The organism is Streptomyces sp. MMG1533, from assembly GCF_001279775.1.
Classification (GTDB): Bacteria; Actinomycetota; Actinomycetes; order Streptomycetales; family Streptomycetaceae; genus Streptomyces.
Genome location: NZ_LGDG01000247.1, coordinates 1 through 15,913, shown reverse-complemented (window position 1 = coordinate 15,913; position 15,913 = coordinate 1). Strand labels below are relative to the sequence as shown.

Genomic DNA, 15,913 nt, shown 5'->3' with positions numbered 1-15,913 from the left:
GGGGGTGACGTACCGGTCCCGGTACTGCAGCGCCCCGAAAGGGGCGCGGGGCGGTGTCGATGTGCGGCTCCGCCGCGTGGGCGCGAGCAACCGCAGGCAACCCGCACCCGCCGACCACAAGGCGCCCTACGGCGATGAACGGCTCAAGCGAACGCAGTGCTGTGGCGCCCGGTCCGCGCGTCGCTGCGGGTGCACGCGGACCGGGGCCGTTCAGGGAGCCGTACGGCTCAGTGGGACGCGAGCTCCCGCGGCTCCAGGGCCGCCGCGTGCGCGTCCATGCGCTCGGCGGAGAGGATCGCCGCCGCGGTGTCCGCGCGGGACGCGGCCACCACGAGCGCGCGGCCCGCGAGGGCGTGCGCCCGCCGGTGCACGGATGCGAGGCTGGTCCGGCCGGTGACGGCCGTGAGCGGTGCTCGGGCCGGCGTACGGCCGGCCCGCAGCCGGGTCACCTGGTCGGCGAGCCGGTCGGCCGCGGTGTCCAGGTCGGCGGACGGCGCCAGCGCGCGCAGCTCGTCCGTGACGGTGAGCAGCGCGGCGAGATGGCCCGCGAGCTGGATGTCCAGCTCTTCCTCGCGGGAACGGTGGGGGAAGTCGGAGGTGGTGCCGGCCATCGTGCTGTGGACCGACTTGGCGCGGATCGGCTCGTACATGGGATGGCCTCCTGTGCTGTCAGGAAACCATCCTAGCTTAGATCTCGTCTAAAGTTGAGCGACCTCATGAAGTGCCTGTCACGGCTGGCCGTAACCGTCCAGGAAGTTCCCGATCCGCGTGATCGCCGACCGCAGGTCCCCCGCCGTCGGCAGGGTCACCACCCGGAAGTGGTCCGGCTCGGGCCAGTTGAAGCCGGTGCCCTGGACGACCATGATCTTCTCCTGCCGGAGCAGGTCGAGGACCATCTGCCGGTCGTCCTTGATCTTGAAGACCTTGGGGTCCAGGCGCGGGAACAGATACAGCGCCCCCTTCGGCTTCACGCAGCTCACGCCCGGGATCTGGGTCAGCAGCTCGTACGCCACGTCCCGCTGCTCCCGCAGCCGCCCGCCCGGCAGCACCAGGTCGTTGATGGTCTGCCGCCCGCTGAGCGCGGCGACGACCCCGTGCTGGCCCGGCATGTTCGCGCACAGGCGCATGTTCGCCAGGATCGTCAGGCCCTCGATGTAGGAGTCGGCGTGCGCGCGCGGCCCGGAGATCGACATCCAGCCCACCCGGTAGCCGGCGACCCGGTACGCCTTCGACATCCCGTTGAAGGTGAGGGTGAGGAGGTCGGGGGCGACCTTGGCGGTCGGGGTGTGCGTGGCGTCGTCGTACAGGATCTTGTCGTAGATCTCGTCGGAGCAGACCAGCAGGTTGTGGCGGCGGGCGATGTCGGTCAGTCCCCGCAGCATCGCCTCGTCGTACACCGCGCCCGTCGGGTTGTTCGGGTTGATGATGACGATCGCCTTGGTGCGGTCGGTGACCCTCCGCTCCACGTCCGCCAGGTCCGGCATCCAGTCGGACTGCTCGTCGCAGCGGTAGTGCACGGCCGTACCGCCCGAGAGGGAGACCGCCGCGGTCCACAGCGGATAGTCGGGCGCCGGGATGAGGACCTCGTCCCCGTCGTCCAGCAGTCCCTGCATCGCCATCACGATCAGCTCGGAGGCGCCGTTGCCGATGAAGACGTGCTCGACGTCCGTCTCGATGCCGAGGGTCTGGTTGTGCATGACGACGGCCCGGCGTGCGGCCAGCAGGCCCTTCGCGTCGCCGTAGCCGTGCGCCGACGAGACGTTGCGGAGGATGTCCTCCAGGATCTCGGGCGGGCACTCGAAGCCGAACGCGGCCGGATTGCCGGTGTTCAGCTTGAGGATGCGGTGCCCTGCCGCTTCCAGGCGCATCGCCTCCTCGAGAACCGGGCCCCGGATCTCGTAACAGACATTGGCGAGCTTGGTCGACTGGATCACCTGCATGTCTGGGAGCTTACGGCCCGGTAACGCTCCTTGGGTCGTGTTTTCCGCCACGTGAGACGCGGCGGTTTGGGTGGATATCGCCGACGACTGTCCCAGTGGCCCCTCTCGTCTCTACAATGCGCGGCCATGTCCAGGCCACCTCAGTTCGAAAACGGGCCGTACGGCGCCGACGGCGCGACCGGCGCCCACGGCACGGGTGCGCGCGGCGAGCCGCAGGAGGTGCCGAACGTGTACCTCCCGCCGGCCCCGTCGACGCCCGCGTACGAGGCGTACGTCGACCCGGCGGCCGCGCACGGCTGGCAGAACGCCTACGACGAGACGTGCGAGCTGCCCCCGGTGCTCGACGGCGGGCCGGTGGCGGTCGGCGGGCCGGTGGTCGGCGCCGAACTGGTGCCGGTCCGCGGCGTCGGCCATGGGCGGCGGGGGTCGCGGCGGAAGCCGAGCCGGTGGCGCTCGCACCGTGTGGTGGTCGCCGCCGGTGCGGCGTGCGCGGTGTCCGCGGCGGCGCTGATCGCCGGATTCTCGTTGTCGGGGTCCTCCTCGGACGGACCGCAGGGCAAGGAGGGCACGAGGTCGGCGCCGGACGAGTCGACGGGCTCGGCGGGCTCGTCCTCCTCGGACGGCTCGGCGTCTTCCGGTTCCCCGGACGCCTCGGGGCCGGGCGGTTCGGCGTCCGCCGGCACGGACGCCTCGAAGGGCGCCTCGCCGGAGGAGAAGAAGTCCGGCGAGCCCTCGGCCACGTCGTCCACGGATCCGTCCCCCACCCCCGCGGCCACCTCCACCGCGTCCTCGGGCGACTCGGCTCCGGGTAACTCCAACGGCAAGGGGCGAGGGTCGGGAGGCACGAAAGGGCCCAAGTAGCGGCGAAGCCGAGGAGGTGTTTTCGGCCCCGTCCCCAGGCCGAAAACACCTCCTTGCCCCCACGCGCCCCTCCATTCACAATGCGCATGACAAAAACTGCGGGTGGCCGGAAGATCTCCGGTCACCCTCGTCATGTAGAGGGGACCCCCACATGAGAAAGCCTCTCGTCGCCGCACTCTTCGCCCTGGTGATCGCCGGGGCGGGCGCGGCGCCCGCGGTCGCGGCACCCACGCCCACCGCGCCCGCGGCCCAGGCGGACACCAAGGCCGCGTCGCCCAAGATCCAGGCCGTCACGCTCGCCGGGACCGTCGCGCTGAGCAACTGTTCCGGCTCGGTGGTCCGCTTCCCGAACTCCCTGGACACCGCCCCCGCGCTGGTGCTCACCAACGGCCACTGCCTGGAGAGCGGCTTCCCGGAGCCCGGCGAGGTGATCGTCAACCAGGCGTCCAGCCGCACCTTCGGGCTGCTCAACTCCGCCGGCACCCGCGTCGCGACGCTGCGCGCCAGCAAGATCGCCTACTCGACGATGACCGACACGGACGCCACGATCTACCAGCTCACCAGCACCTACGCGGCGATCCGGAACTCGTACGGCATCAGCGCGCTCACCGTGCAGGACACGCACCCCACCGCCGGCACCGCGATCACCGTCGCCTCCGGCTACTGGAAGCGGCTCTACAGCTGCTCCATCGACGGGTTCGTGCACACCATGAAGGAGGGCGACTGGACCTGGAAGGACTCGGTCCGCTACACCTCCGCGTGCAACACCATCGGCGGCACCTCGGGCTCGCCGGTCGTCGACCAGTCCACCGGCAAGGTCGTCGCCGTCAACAACACCGGCAACGAGGACGGCGAGAGCTGCACGGTGAACAACCCCTGCGAGGTCGACGCGAGCGGTAACGTCACCGTCCGCCAGGGCATCAACTACGCCCAGGAGACCTACCAGTTCCCGGCCTGCTTCACGACCGGCAACCAGCTCAGCCTGAGCGCAAGCGGCTGCGTCCTGCCCAAGCCGTAAGGGCTCAGGGAGTCCTTCTCACCGCCCGCCCCGCCAGTACGTCCGTCCGCCGGCCGTCCTCGATCACGAACCGGCCGTCGATCAGCACGTACGGGATGCCTGTCGGCAGCACGCGCGGGTTCTCGAAGGTCGAACCCGCCGCGACCGTGGCCGGGTCGAACAGCACGAGGTCCGCCTTGTAACCCTCGCGGACCAGCCCGCGGTCCGGCAGTCGCAGCCGGGCCGCGGGGCGTGCGGTGAGACGGGCGACGCACTCCTCCAGGGACAGCACCCCCAACTCCCTTACGTACTTGCCGAGATACTGCGGGAACGTGCCGTATGCGCGCGGGTGCGGCTTGCTGCCCTGGAGGACGCCGTCCGAGCCGCCGGTGTGCACACGGTGCCGCATGATCGCCCGCACGTTCTCCTCGTGGCCGACGTGCTGGAGGATCGTCGAGCCGAGGCCGTCGTCGAGGAGGAGACGGCGCGCGGTGACCCAGGGTGCCTCGCCGCGCAGCTCGGCGGACTCCTGGACGGTACGGCCGACGAAGTCCCCCAACGCGGCGTTCGCCACGCCGGAGATCTCGATCGTGTCCCACTCGACGGGCACGCCGTGGCAGCCGTCCGCGCCGACGACCTCCAGATGGTGCCGGATGCGTTCCGCGCTCTCCTCGTCGGCCAGCCGCTTGAGGATCTCCTCCGGGCCGCCCTCGCTCGCCCAGCTGGGCAGCAGCGCGACCAGGGTGGTGCAGCCGGGCGTGTAGGGATAGGTGTCGAGGCTGATGTCGGCCCCGGCGTCGAGCGCGTCGTCGAGCAGGGCAAGCAGCTCGGGCGCGCGGCCCTTGTTCACGCCGAAGTTCATGGTGGCGTGCGCGAGATGGAGCGGGCAGCCGGCCTCTCGCGTCAGAGCCACCATCTCCTCGTACGCCTGCAACGCCCCGGCCCCGTACGAGCGGTGATGCGGGCAGTAGTAACCGCCGTACGACGCCACCACCCGGCACAGTTCGGTGAGTTCGGCGTCCTTGGCGTACATGCCGGGGGTGTACGTGAGGCCCGACGACATGCCGACGGCGCCCTGCTCCATGCCCTCCGCGACCAACCGCCGCATCCGGTCCAGCTCCTGGGGCGTCGCCTCGCGGTCCTCCCAGCCGACGGCGAGCGCGCGGACCGTGCCCTGGGGGACGAGGTAGGCGGCGTTGACCGCGACGCCCTCGTCGAGCCGGTCGAGGTACTCGCCGACCGACCGCCAGTCGAAGTCGAGGTCGTCGCCGGGTCCGTTCCAGCCCGTGATCGCGCGGCGGACCTCGGCGAGCGTACGGTCGTCGACCGGCGCGTACGACAGCCCGTCCTGGCCGAGGACTTCGAGGGTGACGCCCTGCGCGGCCTTGGCGCTGTGGTCGGGGTCGCCGAGAAGGGCCAGGTCGCTGTGGGCGTGCATGTCGATGAAGCCGGGGGAGAGGACGAGGCCCTCGGCGTCCAGCTCCCGGCGCGCCTTGGGACGTTGACAGCCGGCCGCCGCGGCCTCCTGGACGATCGACATGATCCGGCCGTGGTCGATCACCACATCGGCGCGGTACGACGGACCGCCGGAGCCGTCCACGACGTCCGCGTCCCGGAAGACGAGCTCTTCCACGCCGGGCCCCCTAGAAGAACGTACGGATGTAGTCGACGACCGTGCCGTCCGCCTCCGCGACCGGGATCAGCGGCCACTTGTCGAAGGACGTGCACGGGTGGGACAGACCGAGGCCCAGCCAGTCGCCGACCTCCAGATCCGCCTCGGGGGCGGTGCGCAGCCAGGCGTGCTGGTCGGACAGGGCCGTCACCTCGATGCCGGCGGCCGGACGCTCCACGCCGTCCCGCCGGACGACCTGGGCGAAGGGCAGATCGAGGTCGTACGCCGCGTCCCGCTTGCCGGCGTTCACGAAGGCCTGCTCGGCGGACGGCCGGGACACCACCTGCGTCCAGAGCCGGAAGGCGGGCTCCAGGGCGCCCTCCTCCGGGACGCGGTTGAAGGGGGTGATCTTGCGGTAGTGGCCGTCGTCGTGCGAGACGTAGGCGCCCGAGCGGAGCAACTTCAGTACGGGGGCCGACAGTTCGGGGATCTCGGCGAAGGCATCGGCGACCGCGTCGAACCAGGCGCTGCCGCCGGCGCTGACCACGATCTCGTCCACGCCCTTGAACCGCCCCGCCTCGTCGAAGCCGACGGCGAGCGCGATCAGCCGCCCCAGCCACGCGTGCACCCGCTCCGGGGTGGCCTGCGGGACCTCGCCCTCATAACCCGCGACGCCGACGAGCCGCAGGGTCCGCGTCCCGGCCACCGCGTCCGCGACCGCCGCGCACTCCGCCTCCGTGCGGACGCCGGTGCGGGCGCCCTCGCCGGCGGCGAGCTCGACGACGACGTCCAGGGGGCGGCGGGCGCCGCGTAGAGCCGCGTCCATCAGCTCGACGCCGCGTACGGAGTCGACGTAGCAGATGACGCGGAAGTCGTCGTCGGCGTCGAGTTCGGCGGAGATCCAGCGCAGGGCCGCCGGGTCGACCAGCTCATTGGCAAGGAAGATCCTCTGGATGCCGAAGGCCCGGGCCACCCGCACCTGGTGCGGCACCGCGAGCGTGATGCCCCACGCCCCGTGCTCGATCTGGCGCTGGAAGAGCCGGGGAGCCATGGAGGTCTTGCCGTGCGGGGCGAAGGCGAGGCCGTGGCGGGTCGCGTACGTCTCCATCAGCCTCAGGTTGTGCTCCAGGCGCTCGGCGGAGAGGGCGAGCACGGGGGTCGCGAAGCCGTCGGTGAAGAGGTTGCGGCGCTGGGCGGCCAGCTCACCGACGGTGCGGCCGTCGGCGTCCGGGGGGAGGCCCTTGAAACGGTGGTCGACGCGTTCCTCTGCCAGGCGGGCGAGCGCTTCGCTGGCCATGGAGCCTCCCTGATCAGGTGTGTTGCGATCCTTGCAACGATCATTGCGTATATCGCTTACTGCTGTCTAACATCTCGGCCAACGCGGGGTCAACGGAGCCGCCGCCCCCGCACAAGGTTCAGGAGCTACGACGATCGTGACCATCAGCGGACCCCGCAATGCCCCCGACGTCGTGGACGTCGTCGCGCTCGGCGAGTCCATGGTCACGTTCCTGCCCTCCCGGCCGGGCCGCCTCGCCGATGTTCCGTCCTTCGAGCGGGGGATCGGGGGTGCGGAGTCGAACGTGGCGTGCGTGCTGGCCGCCGCCGGGCACACCGTGCGCTGGGCCGGCCGGGTCGGCGCGGACGGCTTCGGTGACCACCTGGTCGAGACGATCGGGGGATACGGCGTCGACGTCTTCGCCGTGCACCGGGACCCGGCGCGTCCGACGGGCGTCTACTTCCGCACGGCGGGCGACCGGTCCACCGACGCCCATGAGGTGGCGTACTACCGGGCGGGCTCGGCGGCCTCCGCGATGGCGGTGGACAACATGGACCTGGAGGCGGTGCGGGCGGGACGGATCCTCCATCTCTCCGGGATCACGGCGGCACTGTCCGACGGCTGCCTGGCGCTGCTGCGCGAGCTCACCGCCCGCCGCCCCGGCCGCCCGCTGGTCTCCTTCGACGTCAACCACCGCGCCGGCCTGTGGCCCGACACCGACGGCCCACGAGTACTGCTGGACCTGGCACGCGGAGCCGACATCGTGTTCGTGGGTGAGGACGAGGCGGAGGAGGCCTGGGGCGTCACAGGCGGCCCGAAAGCAATCCGGGAGGCGCTGCCGGAGCCGGGGGTGCTGGTGGTGAAGGAGGGGGCGCGAGGAGCGACGGTGTTCGAGCGCGCGGGCGCGCACGTCGCCCAGCCACTCCACCCCTCCGCGGGCGCGCACGGCGCCGAGCCACTCCGTCCCTCCGCGGGCGCGGACGGCGCCGAGCCACTCCGGCCCTCCGCGGGCGCGGACGTCGCCGAGCCACTCCGGCCCTCCGCGGGCGCGGACGGGACCCAGCCACTCCGCCCCTCCGCGGGCGCGCACGGCGCTCGACCAGGCCGTCATCCCGCGGGCAGTCGTGCCGCTGGGGCGGCACGGGTGGGCGCGGACGGCACCCCGTCAGCGCCGGGCTGCGCGACCAACCCCCCGGCAGCAACCCCGGTCACCTTCGTCCCGGCCCTCAACGTCGGCGTCGTCGCAACGATCGGCGCCGGTGACGCCTTCGCCGCCGGGTTCCTCTCCGCCACCCTGCGCGGACTGCCCGTGAGGGACCGCCTCCGCCACGGCCACCTCTGGGCCGCCGCCGCCCTCACCGCCCCCGGCGACCTCGCACCGCCCCCCACCCGCGACCACGCCGACCGCCTGGCCGCCCTGGACGACGACGCGTGGGGGAGACTTCGACTCGGCCCCGGCTGGACACAGGCCGAACAGCGGGCCGAGGAGGAGGTACGTACGCCATGAGCCAGACCGTCGACCGCGCGCTGAGCATCCTGCCGCTGCTCGCCGAGGGCCCCGCCGACCTGGGACAGGTCGCCGACCGCCTCGGCGTGCACAAGTCCACCGCCCTGCGCCTCCTCCGCACCCTGCACGAGCACGGCATGGTCTACCGCCAGTCCGACCAGCGCTACCGCCTCGGCGCCCGCCTCATCGCCCTCGCCCAGGAGGCGATGGAGAACCTCGACATCCGCGAGATCGCCCACCCCCACCTCGTACGCCTCAACGAACAGTGCGGACACACCGTCCACCTCGCCGTCTACGAGGAGCAGGAGGTCCTCTACATCGACAAGGTGGAGAGCCGGTACCCGGTGCGGATGTACTCCCGGATCGGCAAGCCCGTCGCCATCACCGTCGCCGCCGTGGCGAAGCTCCTCCTCGCCGACCTGCCCGAACCCGAGCGCCGCGCCCTCGCCGACAAGCTCGACTACCCCATGTACACGGCCCGTTCGACCCCCAACGCCCCCGCGTTCCTACGGGAGTTGGACAAGGTGCGCGAACAGGGCTGGGCCACCGACCTCGGCGGCCACGAGGAGTCCATCAACTGCGTCGCCGCGCCGATCCGCGGAGCCGACGGCCGGGTCGTCGCCGCGATGTCGGTCTCCGCGCCGAACGTCGTCGTCACCGCGGACGAACTCCTCACCCTGCTGCCCCTGGTCCGCCGCGTCGCGGACGCGATCAGCGGCGAGTACTCCGGCAGAACCCCCGTCAAGGAAGCCACCTCATGACCGAGAAGATCGCGCTCACCCCGAAGACCCACACCACCCCGCCCGCGAAGTTCTCCCACGGCGTGAAGAAGGGCAACATCCTTCAGGTCGCCGGCCAGGTCGGCTTCCTCCCCGCCGAGGAGGGCAAGCCGCCGACGCCCGCCGGGCCGACCCTGCGCGAACAGACCCTCCAGACCCTCGCCAACGTCAAGGCGATCCTGGAGGAGGGCGGTGCGAGCTGGGACGACGTGATGATGATCCGCGTCTACCTGACGGACGTGGACCACTTCGCCGAGATGAACGCCATCTACAACACGTACTTCGAGGAGCAGGCCCTCACCGCTCCGCCCGCGGCCCGCACGACGGTCTACGTCGGCCTCCCCGCCGGGCTCCTGATCGAGATCGACGCGCTCGCCGTACTCGGCTGACACACCCTCGACTCCCGCACGCCGTAAACGGTTCGGCGCCCCTCGGGGTGCCGTGCCGCGATCCCCCCTGCCCGAAAGCAGCATGCACTCAAGCAGAGGACCCCCAATGTCCTATCCGCTCGCGGCGTCCCCCACCCCCGAAACCCCGCCCCACACCGGAGGCCTGCTCCTCTGGATCGACGGCACCGCAGGTCTCCTGACCGTCGCCGCCATCGGCATAGCCCTCCTCCTCTTCCTGATCATCAAGGCCCGCCTCCAGCCCTTCGTCGCCCTGCTCGCGGTCTCCATAGCCGTCGGCCTGCTCGCCGGTCTGTCGGTCACCGAACTCTTCGGCACGGTCCAGCGGTCGGACGCCGTCTCCACCGTCGAGTCCGGCATGGGCGGCATCCTCGGCCATGTCGCGATCATCATCGGCCTGGGCACGATGCTCGGCGCGATCCTCGAAGTCAGCGGCGGCGCGGAGGTGTTGGCGTCCCGGCTCCTGAACCTCTTCGGCGAGCAGCGGGCCCCGCTCGCCATGGGCCTGACCGGCCTGATCTTCGGCATCCCGGTCTTCTTCGACGTGGGCATCTTCGTCCTGGCACCGATCGTGTACGCCGCTGCCAAGCGCTCCGGCAAATCGATCCTGCTCTACTGCCTGCCACTGCTCGCGGGCCTGTCGATGACCCACGCCTTCCTGCCCCCGCACCCCGGCCCGGTCGCCGCCGCCGGTCTCCTGCACGTCGACCTCGGCTGGGTCATCCTCATGGGCATCGTCTGCGGCATTCCGGCCGTGCTCGCCGCCTGGGTGTTCTCGGCGTGGATCGGCCGGCGGATCTTCGTCGCCGTACCGCAGGACATGGTGGAGGCGGCGGCGGAAGCCAAGCTCGCCGTCGTCAACGAGCAGCGCGAGGCGGGTGTCGAGCCGCAGGAGACGCCGGTGCCGCTGGGCACGGTCCTCGGCATCATCGGTACGCCGCTGGTGCTGATCCTCGCGGCCACCTTCTCCTCGATCGCCCTGGACCCCTCCACCGGCCGCTCCGTCATCGAGTTCTTCGGCAGCCCGTTCGTGGCGCTGACGATCGCCCTGCTCCTGGCCTACTACCTGCTGGGCATCCGCCGGGGCTGGTCCCGCAGGTCCCTGGAGACGGTGTCGACGGCGTCGTTGAAGCCCGTCGGCAACATCCTGCTGGTCGTCGGCGCCGGCGGCATCTTCGGCGCCGTCCTCAAGGCCAGCGGCGTCGCCCAGGCCCTCTCCGACACCTTCAACGACGTCGGCCTCCCGGTGATCGCCCTCTCCTACCTGATCTCGGTCGTGCTGAGGGTGGCCCAGGGCTCGGCGACGGTCGCCATCGTCACCACGGCCGGCATCGTGGCCCCCCTCCTCGCCGGGAGCGACCACTCCCAGGCCTTCGTCGCCCTCGTCATCATGGCCATCTCGGCGGGGTCGATCTTCGCCTCGCACGTCAACGACGGCGGCTTCTGGATGGTGGCGAAGTACTTCGGCATCAGCGAGCGGGACACCCTCAAGACCTGGACCGTGCTGGAGACGGTGCTGTCGGTGGCGGGGTTCGTGGTGGCGGCGGTGCTCAGCCTGGTCGTGTAGGCGCCGTGTAGGCGTCTGATAACGAAGTTGGGGTCGGCTGTGTCCGACACAGGATCTTCGACCATACTGCCCGCTGTGGAGCAGCGCATAGGTTCGAGCAGCCAGCCCCTGGAAGGCGCCGGATTCGACCCGGCTTTCATCCCCGGGCTCACCTCACCCGTGTCCGGCGAGCCGGCGGACGCCAAGCCGCAGGAGGCCGAGGAGGCCGAGGTGGCCGAGGAGGCGACGCCGGCCGAGTCGGAGGCGTCGGAGTCGGAGGAGCCCGCGGTCGAGGAACCCGCGGTCAAGGAGCCTGCAGGCAAGGAGCCCTCCGCCGAGGAGCCCGAGGAGGCCGACGAGGAGGAGACCCCCGACGGCCCCGTCTTCGAGGCGTCCGACCGCCGCGCGAAGATCGTCGCCGACCACAAGGGCGTCCGACTGACCCTCGACGACCAGCAGTGCGAGTTCCGCTGGGACGAGATCGGCGCGGTCGAGACGGAGGCCCCCCGCTTCGGCAAGCGTTTCACCATCACGGTGCACACTCCTGACCGCCGCTGGTACCCGATCGAGATCGAGGCGACGGCCAGGGCGCGCTTCCAGGAGTGGGACGAGCAGCTGGACGCCGTACTGGACGCGTACTTCGAAGACGGCGACGAGGACAACGAGGGCGACGGGGACGACGCCGCCTAGCGGCGCGGGGAGCTGCGCGACCGGCCACGACGGCCACGCGGCTCCCCGGCACCCGGCTGACCCCTAGCTGCAGTACTGGCTTTCCTTCCCGATGGACCGGTACATGCAGTCCGCGTTCTCCAGCAGCTGCAGCACCGCGTCCCGGTTGTTCGCGGTCTCCCGCTCGATCACCTCGTCGGGCGGGTAGAACCCACCCCCGGAGCTGGACGACGGATACATCTCGAAGGTGTACGCGAAGATCTTCTGGTTGCCCCACAGCCAGTCGTCGATCGACCCGTCGGTGATGTACAGGTCGCTCGACTGCTCCGGCGTGTAGCCGTTGCTCGCGGCCATCTTCTGCCCGATCGTCGCGAACGCGTTGCGGTCGTCCGCCGTCATCCCGGTCGTCGTGTCGGCGGTGGTGTACCCGAACGGCCACAGCACCAGCTCGCTGTACGTGTGGAAGTCGATGGCCGCCGTGATCTGCTGCGTGCCCCCGACCACCCGGCTGCGCACGAAGTCGGCGACGACCTTGACCTCCGGCGCCGACTCGGCGGCGGCGCCCCGGTACGTCTCGGAGGACGTCGAGCCCGACGACCCGCCGCAGCAGCCCCACCGGTAGTTCCAGTTGCGGTTCATGTCCGTGCCGACGTACGAGGAACCGCTGTTGGGCTGCCGGTTCTTGCGCCACGACCGGTACGACCCGGTCGCGATGTCGTACTCGCCGCCGTCCGGGTTGAGGTCGGGCACGATCCAGATCTCGCGGTTGTTCACCATGCTGGTGACCCGGGAGTCGGAGCCGTAGCCCGCGCCGAGCTCACGCATCAGGTAGAGCGCCATCTCCACCGTCAGGTGCTCACGGGCGTGCTGGTGGTGGGTGAACAGGACCTCGGGCTCGGACTCGTCCGTCGCCACGTTGTCGCTGATCTTGATGGCGACGATGTCCCGGCCCTGGTACGACTTCCCGATCACGCGCTTGCTCATGATGTTCGGGTACGCCGCGAGGCGGGTGTCGATCTCCGCGTTCATCTCGGTGTAGTTGTGGTAGCGCGAGTCGGCCGAGGGGAAGTCGAGGAGCCGTACGTCGTCCTCGCCGCTCGACCGGTCCGGCACCGCGCCCGACAGGGTGACGTCGTAGCCGAGTTGCTTCAGCTTCTTGACCTGGTCCGCGCGGCCGGAGATGTAGACCGAGTGGTCGTCGGCGTCGTCCACGGTCACGCCGGACCGCTGAAGTGCAGTACGGGACTCGGAGTCCGAGGGCATGTGCACCTCGTACTGGCGGATGTCGTCGGCCGACGGGGCCGCCTTCTGGGCACTGTCGGCGTTCGCGGAGAGCGGGGCCGCGAGGGCGAGGGCCATGAGGGAGGCGACGGCGGCGACGGCGGCGCGCCGTCTGCCGGGGCGGGCGCCCGAGCCTCGTATGTGAAGTCGCATGAAGTCTCCTGGTTTCTCCGGGAATTCCGGGATCTCCGGAAGTGGGGAGTGGAGCGGGGGGTGGTTCAGCGACGAACTGGTGCGGGTGTGCCGCTCATCGTCTGCTTGTGGCATGAGCAGGTCAAGAGTGAATAAAGACGCGATGGCGTGAACCGTTCGGTGGTGGCCGCGCAGTGTACGCGGGCCCACTCCCGGGAGAGCGCCCTCGGGAAAAGTGCACCCGTGGGTGTGACCGTCGCGTGCACATGTGCCGGACTCCGGAGAAAGTGAGGGTTCGGCAACGGGAGGCTGATCATGGGCGGATCAGCGCCAAGACGGGACTGTCACCTGCCGGTCGAGACGACCAGCTTCGTCGACCGGCGCCGCGAACAGGCCGACGGCCGCGAGCTGTTGGCCCGGGCGCGGCTGGTCACGCTGACCGGACCCGGCGGCGTCGGCAAGACACGCCTGGCCGTGCGCATCGCGGCCCGCGTCGAGCGCGCCTTCCCGGACGGCGTGCGCTTCGTGCACCTGGCCGGCCTGCACGACCCGGCGCTCGTCCCGCTCGCCGCCGCCGACGCCCTCGGCCTGCACGACCACTCCGAACGACCGCCGCTGGACGCCCTCGTCGAACACGCACGGGACCGGCGCCTCCTCCTCGTCGTCGACAACTGCGAACACCTGCTGCCCGCCTGCGCCGACCTCGCCGCCGCCCTGCTCCGCGGCACCGTCGGCATCCGTGTCCTCGCCACCAGCAGGCACCGCCTCGGCCTCACCGAGGAACACCTCCTGGACGTACGCCCGTTGCCGGTCCCCGACCCCGACGGCGACCTCTCCGCCGCCGACGGCTATCCGGCCCTCGCCCTCTTCGCCGAGCGCGCCGCCGCCGTCACCCCCGGCTTCAAGCTCACCGCCGCCAACCGGGCCGCCGTGGCCCGCCTGTGCCGCCACCTCGACGGCCTCCCGCTCGCCATCGAACTCGCCGCCGTCCGCATGCGCGTCCTCGGCGTCGAACAGCTCCTGGAACGCCTCGACGACCGCTACCGCCTGCTGTCCGCCGGCAGCCCCGCCGTCCTGCCCCGGCACCGGACGCTGCGCGCCGCGGTCGACTGGAGCCACGAACTGTGCACCGAGCGGGAGCAGTTGGTGTGGGCCCGGCTGGCGGTCTGCGCCGGCGGCTTCGACCTGGAGACGGCCGAGGTGGTCTGCGCCGACGGCGAGCGGATCCGGTCGTACGACGTCCTGGAGGCTGTGGCCGGGCTGGTCGACAAGTCCGTACTGTGCCGAGAACCCGGCCCGGAGGCATCGGGGAGGCCGCGCGGGGATGCCACCCCCGACGGCGTGCGCTACCGCCTCCTGGACACCCTGCGCCAATACGGCCTGGACAGATTACGACAGCTGCCGGGCGAGGAACCCGCCACCCGCCGCCGCCACCGTGACCGCATGCAGGCCCTCGCCACGGCCTGCGAACGGGCGTGGTTCGGCCCCGGCCAACGGGAGATCGTCGCCCGGCTGCGGGCCGACCAGGACAACCTGCGGGCGGCGCTGGACTTCGGCCTCACGGCGCCGGGGGAGGCCCTTGCGGGACTCCGTCTCGCCGGCACCCTCTGGTTCTACTGGCACGCCTGCGGAGCCCCCCGCGAGGGCCGCCACTGGCTCGACCGTGCCCTCGAAGCCAACCCCGAGCCGACGCGCGAGCGGGCCCGCGGCCTGTGGGCCTCCGGACTGCTCGCCGGGTGCCCCGAGGACCTCACCCGGGGCCGCCGCAGAGCCGAGGACGCCCGCGCCCTGGCCCAGAGCCTGGGCGACGCGGCCGAGGCCGCCCACGCCGACTACGCCATCGGCGTCATCCGGCTCTTCTCCGGCGAACTCCCCGCCGCGCTGGCCCACTTCGAGGCCGGCGTCGCCCGAGGCCGGGTCCCCGGTCAGCACCTCAGCCTCGTCGCCATGGACCACGTCGAACTCGCCTGCGCCCTCGGCTATTTGGGACAGGCGGACCGAGCGGTCGAGGTCTGTGGGCGGGCCCTGCGGCTCTGCGAGGAACACGGCGAGGAATGGGTGCGCTCCTACGCCCTGCGGATGCTCGCCCTCGCCCACAGCGTCAAGCAGGACTGGCCGCGCGCCGAACGGCACGCCCGCGAAGCCCTCCGCCTCAAACTCGCCGTCCACGACGTCACCGGCATCGCCCTCACCCTCGACCTGGCCGCCCTCATCGCCGCGCAGGGCGGCGGCCACGAACGCGCGGCCGTCCTGCTCGGCGGCGCCGACCGGGTCTGGACCGCCGTCGACCGCAACCGCTGGGGCTCGCAGGCCCTGACCACCACCCGTCTCGACGGCGAACGCCGCGCCCTCGAAGCGGTCGGCCGGTCCGTCTTCCGGCAGGCATACGACCGCGGCGCCGGCCTCGGCCTCGCCGAGATCGTCGGCTACGCCCTCCAGGAACCCGGCCCCTCCGAACACCCGCCCGCCGCAACACCGTTGAACGACCCTCCCGAAATCCGCCTCACCCGCCGAGAGGCCCAGGTCGCCGAACTCGTCGCCGAAGGCCTCGCCAACCAGCAGATCGCCGACCGCCTGGTGATCGCCCGCCGCACCGCCGAAGGCCATGTGGAACGCATCCTCAGCAAACTCGGCTTCAACAACCGCAGCCAGATCGCCGCCTGGGTAACCGCCCAACGCTGACGCACCACGCCGCCGACCCGCACAGCCGCGTGCACTCGACGCCGCGTAGCTGCGGGCAGTCGTGCCGCTGGGGCGGCACGGGTGGGCGCAGCGGCACCCGGTAAGCGCCGGGCTGCGCAACCCCCCCGCACCTCAGCCCGTACCCCGCGCACCGATACGCCAACCGTACGAACAGGCGCAGCAGCACCCCGTAGCGCCGGGCTCCCGCACCGCGCCCCCGACCC

13 protein-coding genes are annotated in these 15,913 nt (G+C 71.5%); 8 read left to right on the top strand and 5 right to left on the bottom strand.

Translation table 11 applies throughout. The features are described from left to right. Positions 1–227: 227 nt before the first annotated feature. Positions 228–650 (bottom strand): hypothetical protein, encoded by a 423-nt coding sequence (locus ADK57_RS34315; RefSeq protein WP_053753570.1) that lies wholly within the window; start codon positions 648–650, stop codon positions 228–230. A gap of 78 nt (positions 651–728) precedes the next feature. Next, entirely contained in the window at positions 729–1,940 is a 1,212-nt protein-coding gene (locus tag ADK57_RS34310; RefSeq protein WP_053753569.1) for a pyridoxal phosphate-dependent aminotransferase, read from the bottom strand. A 126-nt stretch (positions 1,941–2,066) separates the two neighbouring features. Here ADK57_RS34310 and ADK57_RS34305 point away from each other — a divergent pair, with 126 nt between their 5' ends. Together ADK57_RS34305 and ADK57_RS34300 are read left to right on the top strand one after the other, a co-directional pair. Then, positions 2,067–2,801, top strand: a complete 735-nt coding sequence (locus tag ADK57_RS34305) for a hypothetical protein (RefSeq protein ID WP_053753568.1) — start codon at positions 2,067–2,069, stop codon at positions 2,799–2,801. Positions 2,802–2,952: 151 nt separating this feature from the next. Beyond that, positions 2,953–3,819 carry a trypsin-like serine peptidase gene (locus ADK57_RS34300; RefSeq protein ID WP_053753567.1) on the top strand — a complete coding sequence of 289 codons (867 nt, stop codon included), beginning with the start codon at positions 2,953–2,955 and terminating at the stop codon, positions 3,817–3,819. 4 nt (positions 3,820–3,823) lie between these two features. Here the strand turns inward: ADK57_RS34300 and ADK57_RS34295 are convergent, their stop codons facing one another. Together ADK57_RS34295 and ADK57_RS34290 are read right to left on the bottom strand one after the other, a co-directional pair. After that, positions 3,824–5,431, bottom strand: coding sequence for an N-acyl-D-amino-acid deacylase family protein (locus ADK57_RS34295; protein ID WP_053753566.1), 1,608 nt, complete (start codon positions 5,429–5,431; stop codon positions 3,824–3,826). A gap of 10 nt (positions 5,432–5,441) precedes the next feature. After that, complete coding sequence (locus ADK57_RS34290; RefSeq protein WP_053753565.1) at positions 5,442–6,707, bottom strand: amino acid deaminase; 1,266 nt, start codon at positions 6,705–6,707, stop codon at positions 5,442–5,444. 199 nt (positions 6,708–6,906) lie between these two features. Between ADK57_RS34290 and ADK57_RS34285 the strand changes: the two genes are divergently transcribed. The 5 genes from ADK57_RS34285 to ADK57_RS34265 all read left to right on the top strand — a co-directional run bounded on the left by ADK57_RS34285 (position 6,907) and on the right by ADK57_RS34265 (position 11,615). Continuing rightward, positions 6,907–8,193 carry a sugar kinase gene (locus ADK57_RS34285; protein ID WP_234390499.1) on the top strand — a complete coding sequence of 429 codons (1,287 nt, stop codon included), beginning with the start codon at positions 6,907–6,909 and terminating at the stop codon, positions 8,191–8,193. Next, positions 8,190–8,954 (top strand): IclR family transcriptional regulator, encoded by a 765-nt coding sequence (locus ADK57_RS34280; RefSeq protein ID WP_053753563.1) that lies wholly within the window; start codon positions 8,190–8,192, stop codon positions 8,952–8,954. The genes ADK57_RS34285 and ADK57_RS34280 overlap by 4 nt, the downstream gene beginning before the upstream one ends. Continuing rightward, on the top strand, positions 8,951–9,361 hold the full coding sequence (locus tag ADK57_RS34275; protein WP_053753562.1) for a RidA family protein: 411 nt from the start codon (positions 8,951–8,953) through the stop codon (positions 9,359–9,361). The genes ADK57_RS34280 and ADK57_RS34275 overlap by 4 nt, the downstream gene beginning before the upstream one ends. 106 nt (positions 9,362–9,467) lie before the next feature. After that, entirely contained in the window at positions 9,468–10,946 is a 1,479-nt protein-coding gene (locus tag ADK57_RS34270; RefSeq protein ID WP_053753561.1) for a GntP family permease, read from the top strand. Between the two features lie 75 nt (positions 10,947–11,021). Beyond that, positions 11,022–11,615: a hypothetical protein gene (locus ADK57_RS34265; RefSeq protein WP_053753560.1), complete on the top strand. Its 594-nt coding sequence runs from the start codon at positions 11,022–11,024 to the stop codon at positions 11,613–11,615. A gap of 63 nt (positions 11,616–11,678) precedes the next feature. Here ADK57_RS34265 and ADK57_RS34260 read toward each other — a convergent pair whose 3' ends face one another. After that, positions 11,679–13,028 (bottom strand): M14 family metallopeptidase, encoded by a 1,350-nt coding sequence (locus ADK57_RS34260; RefSeq protein ID WP_053753559.1) that lies wholly within the window; start codon positions 13,026–13,028, stop codon positions 11,679–11,681. A 294-nt stretch (positions 13,029–13,322) separates the two neighbouring features. Between ADK57_RS34260 and ADK57_RS34255 the strand changes: the two genes are divergently transcribed. Then, entirely contained in the window at positions 13,323–15,689 is a 2,367-nt protein-coding gene (locus ADK57_RS34255) for an ATP-binding protein (protein WP_053753558.1), read from the top strand. Positions 15,690–15,913: the final 224 nt, after the last annotated feature.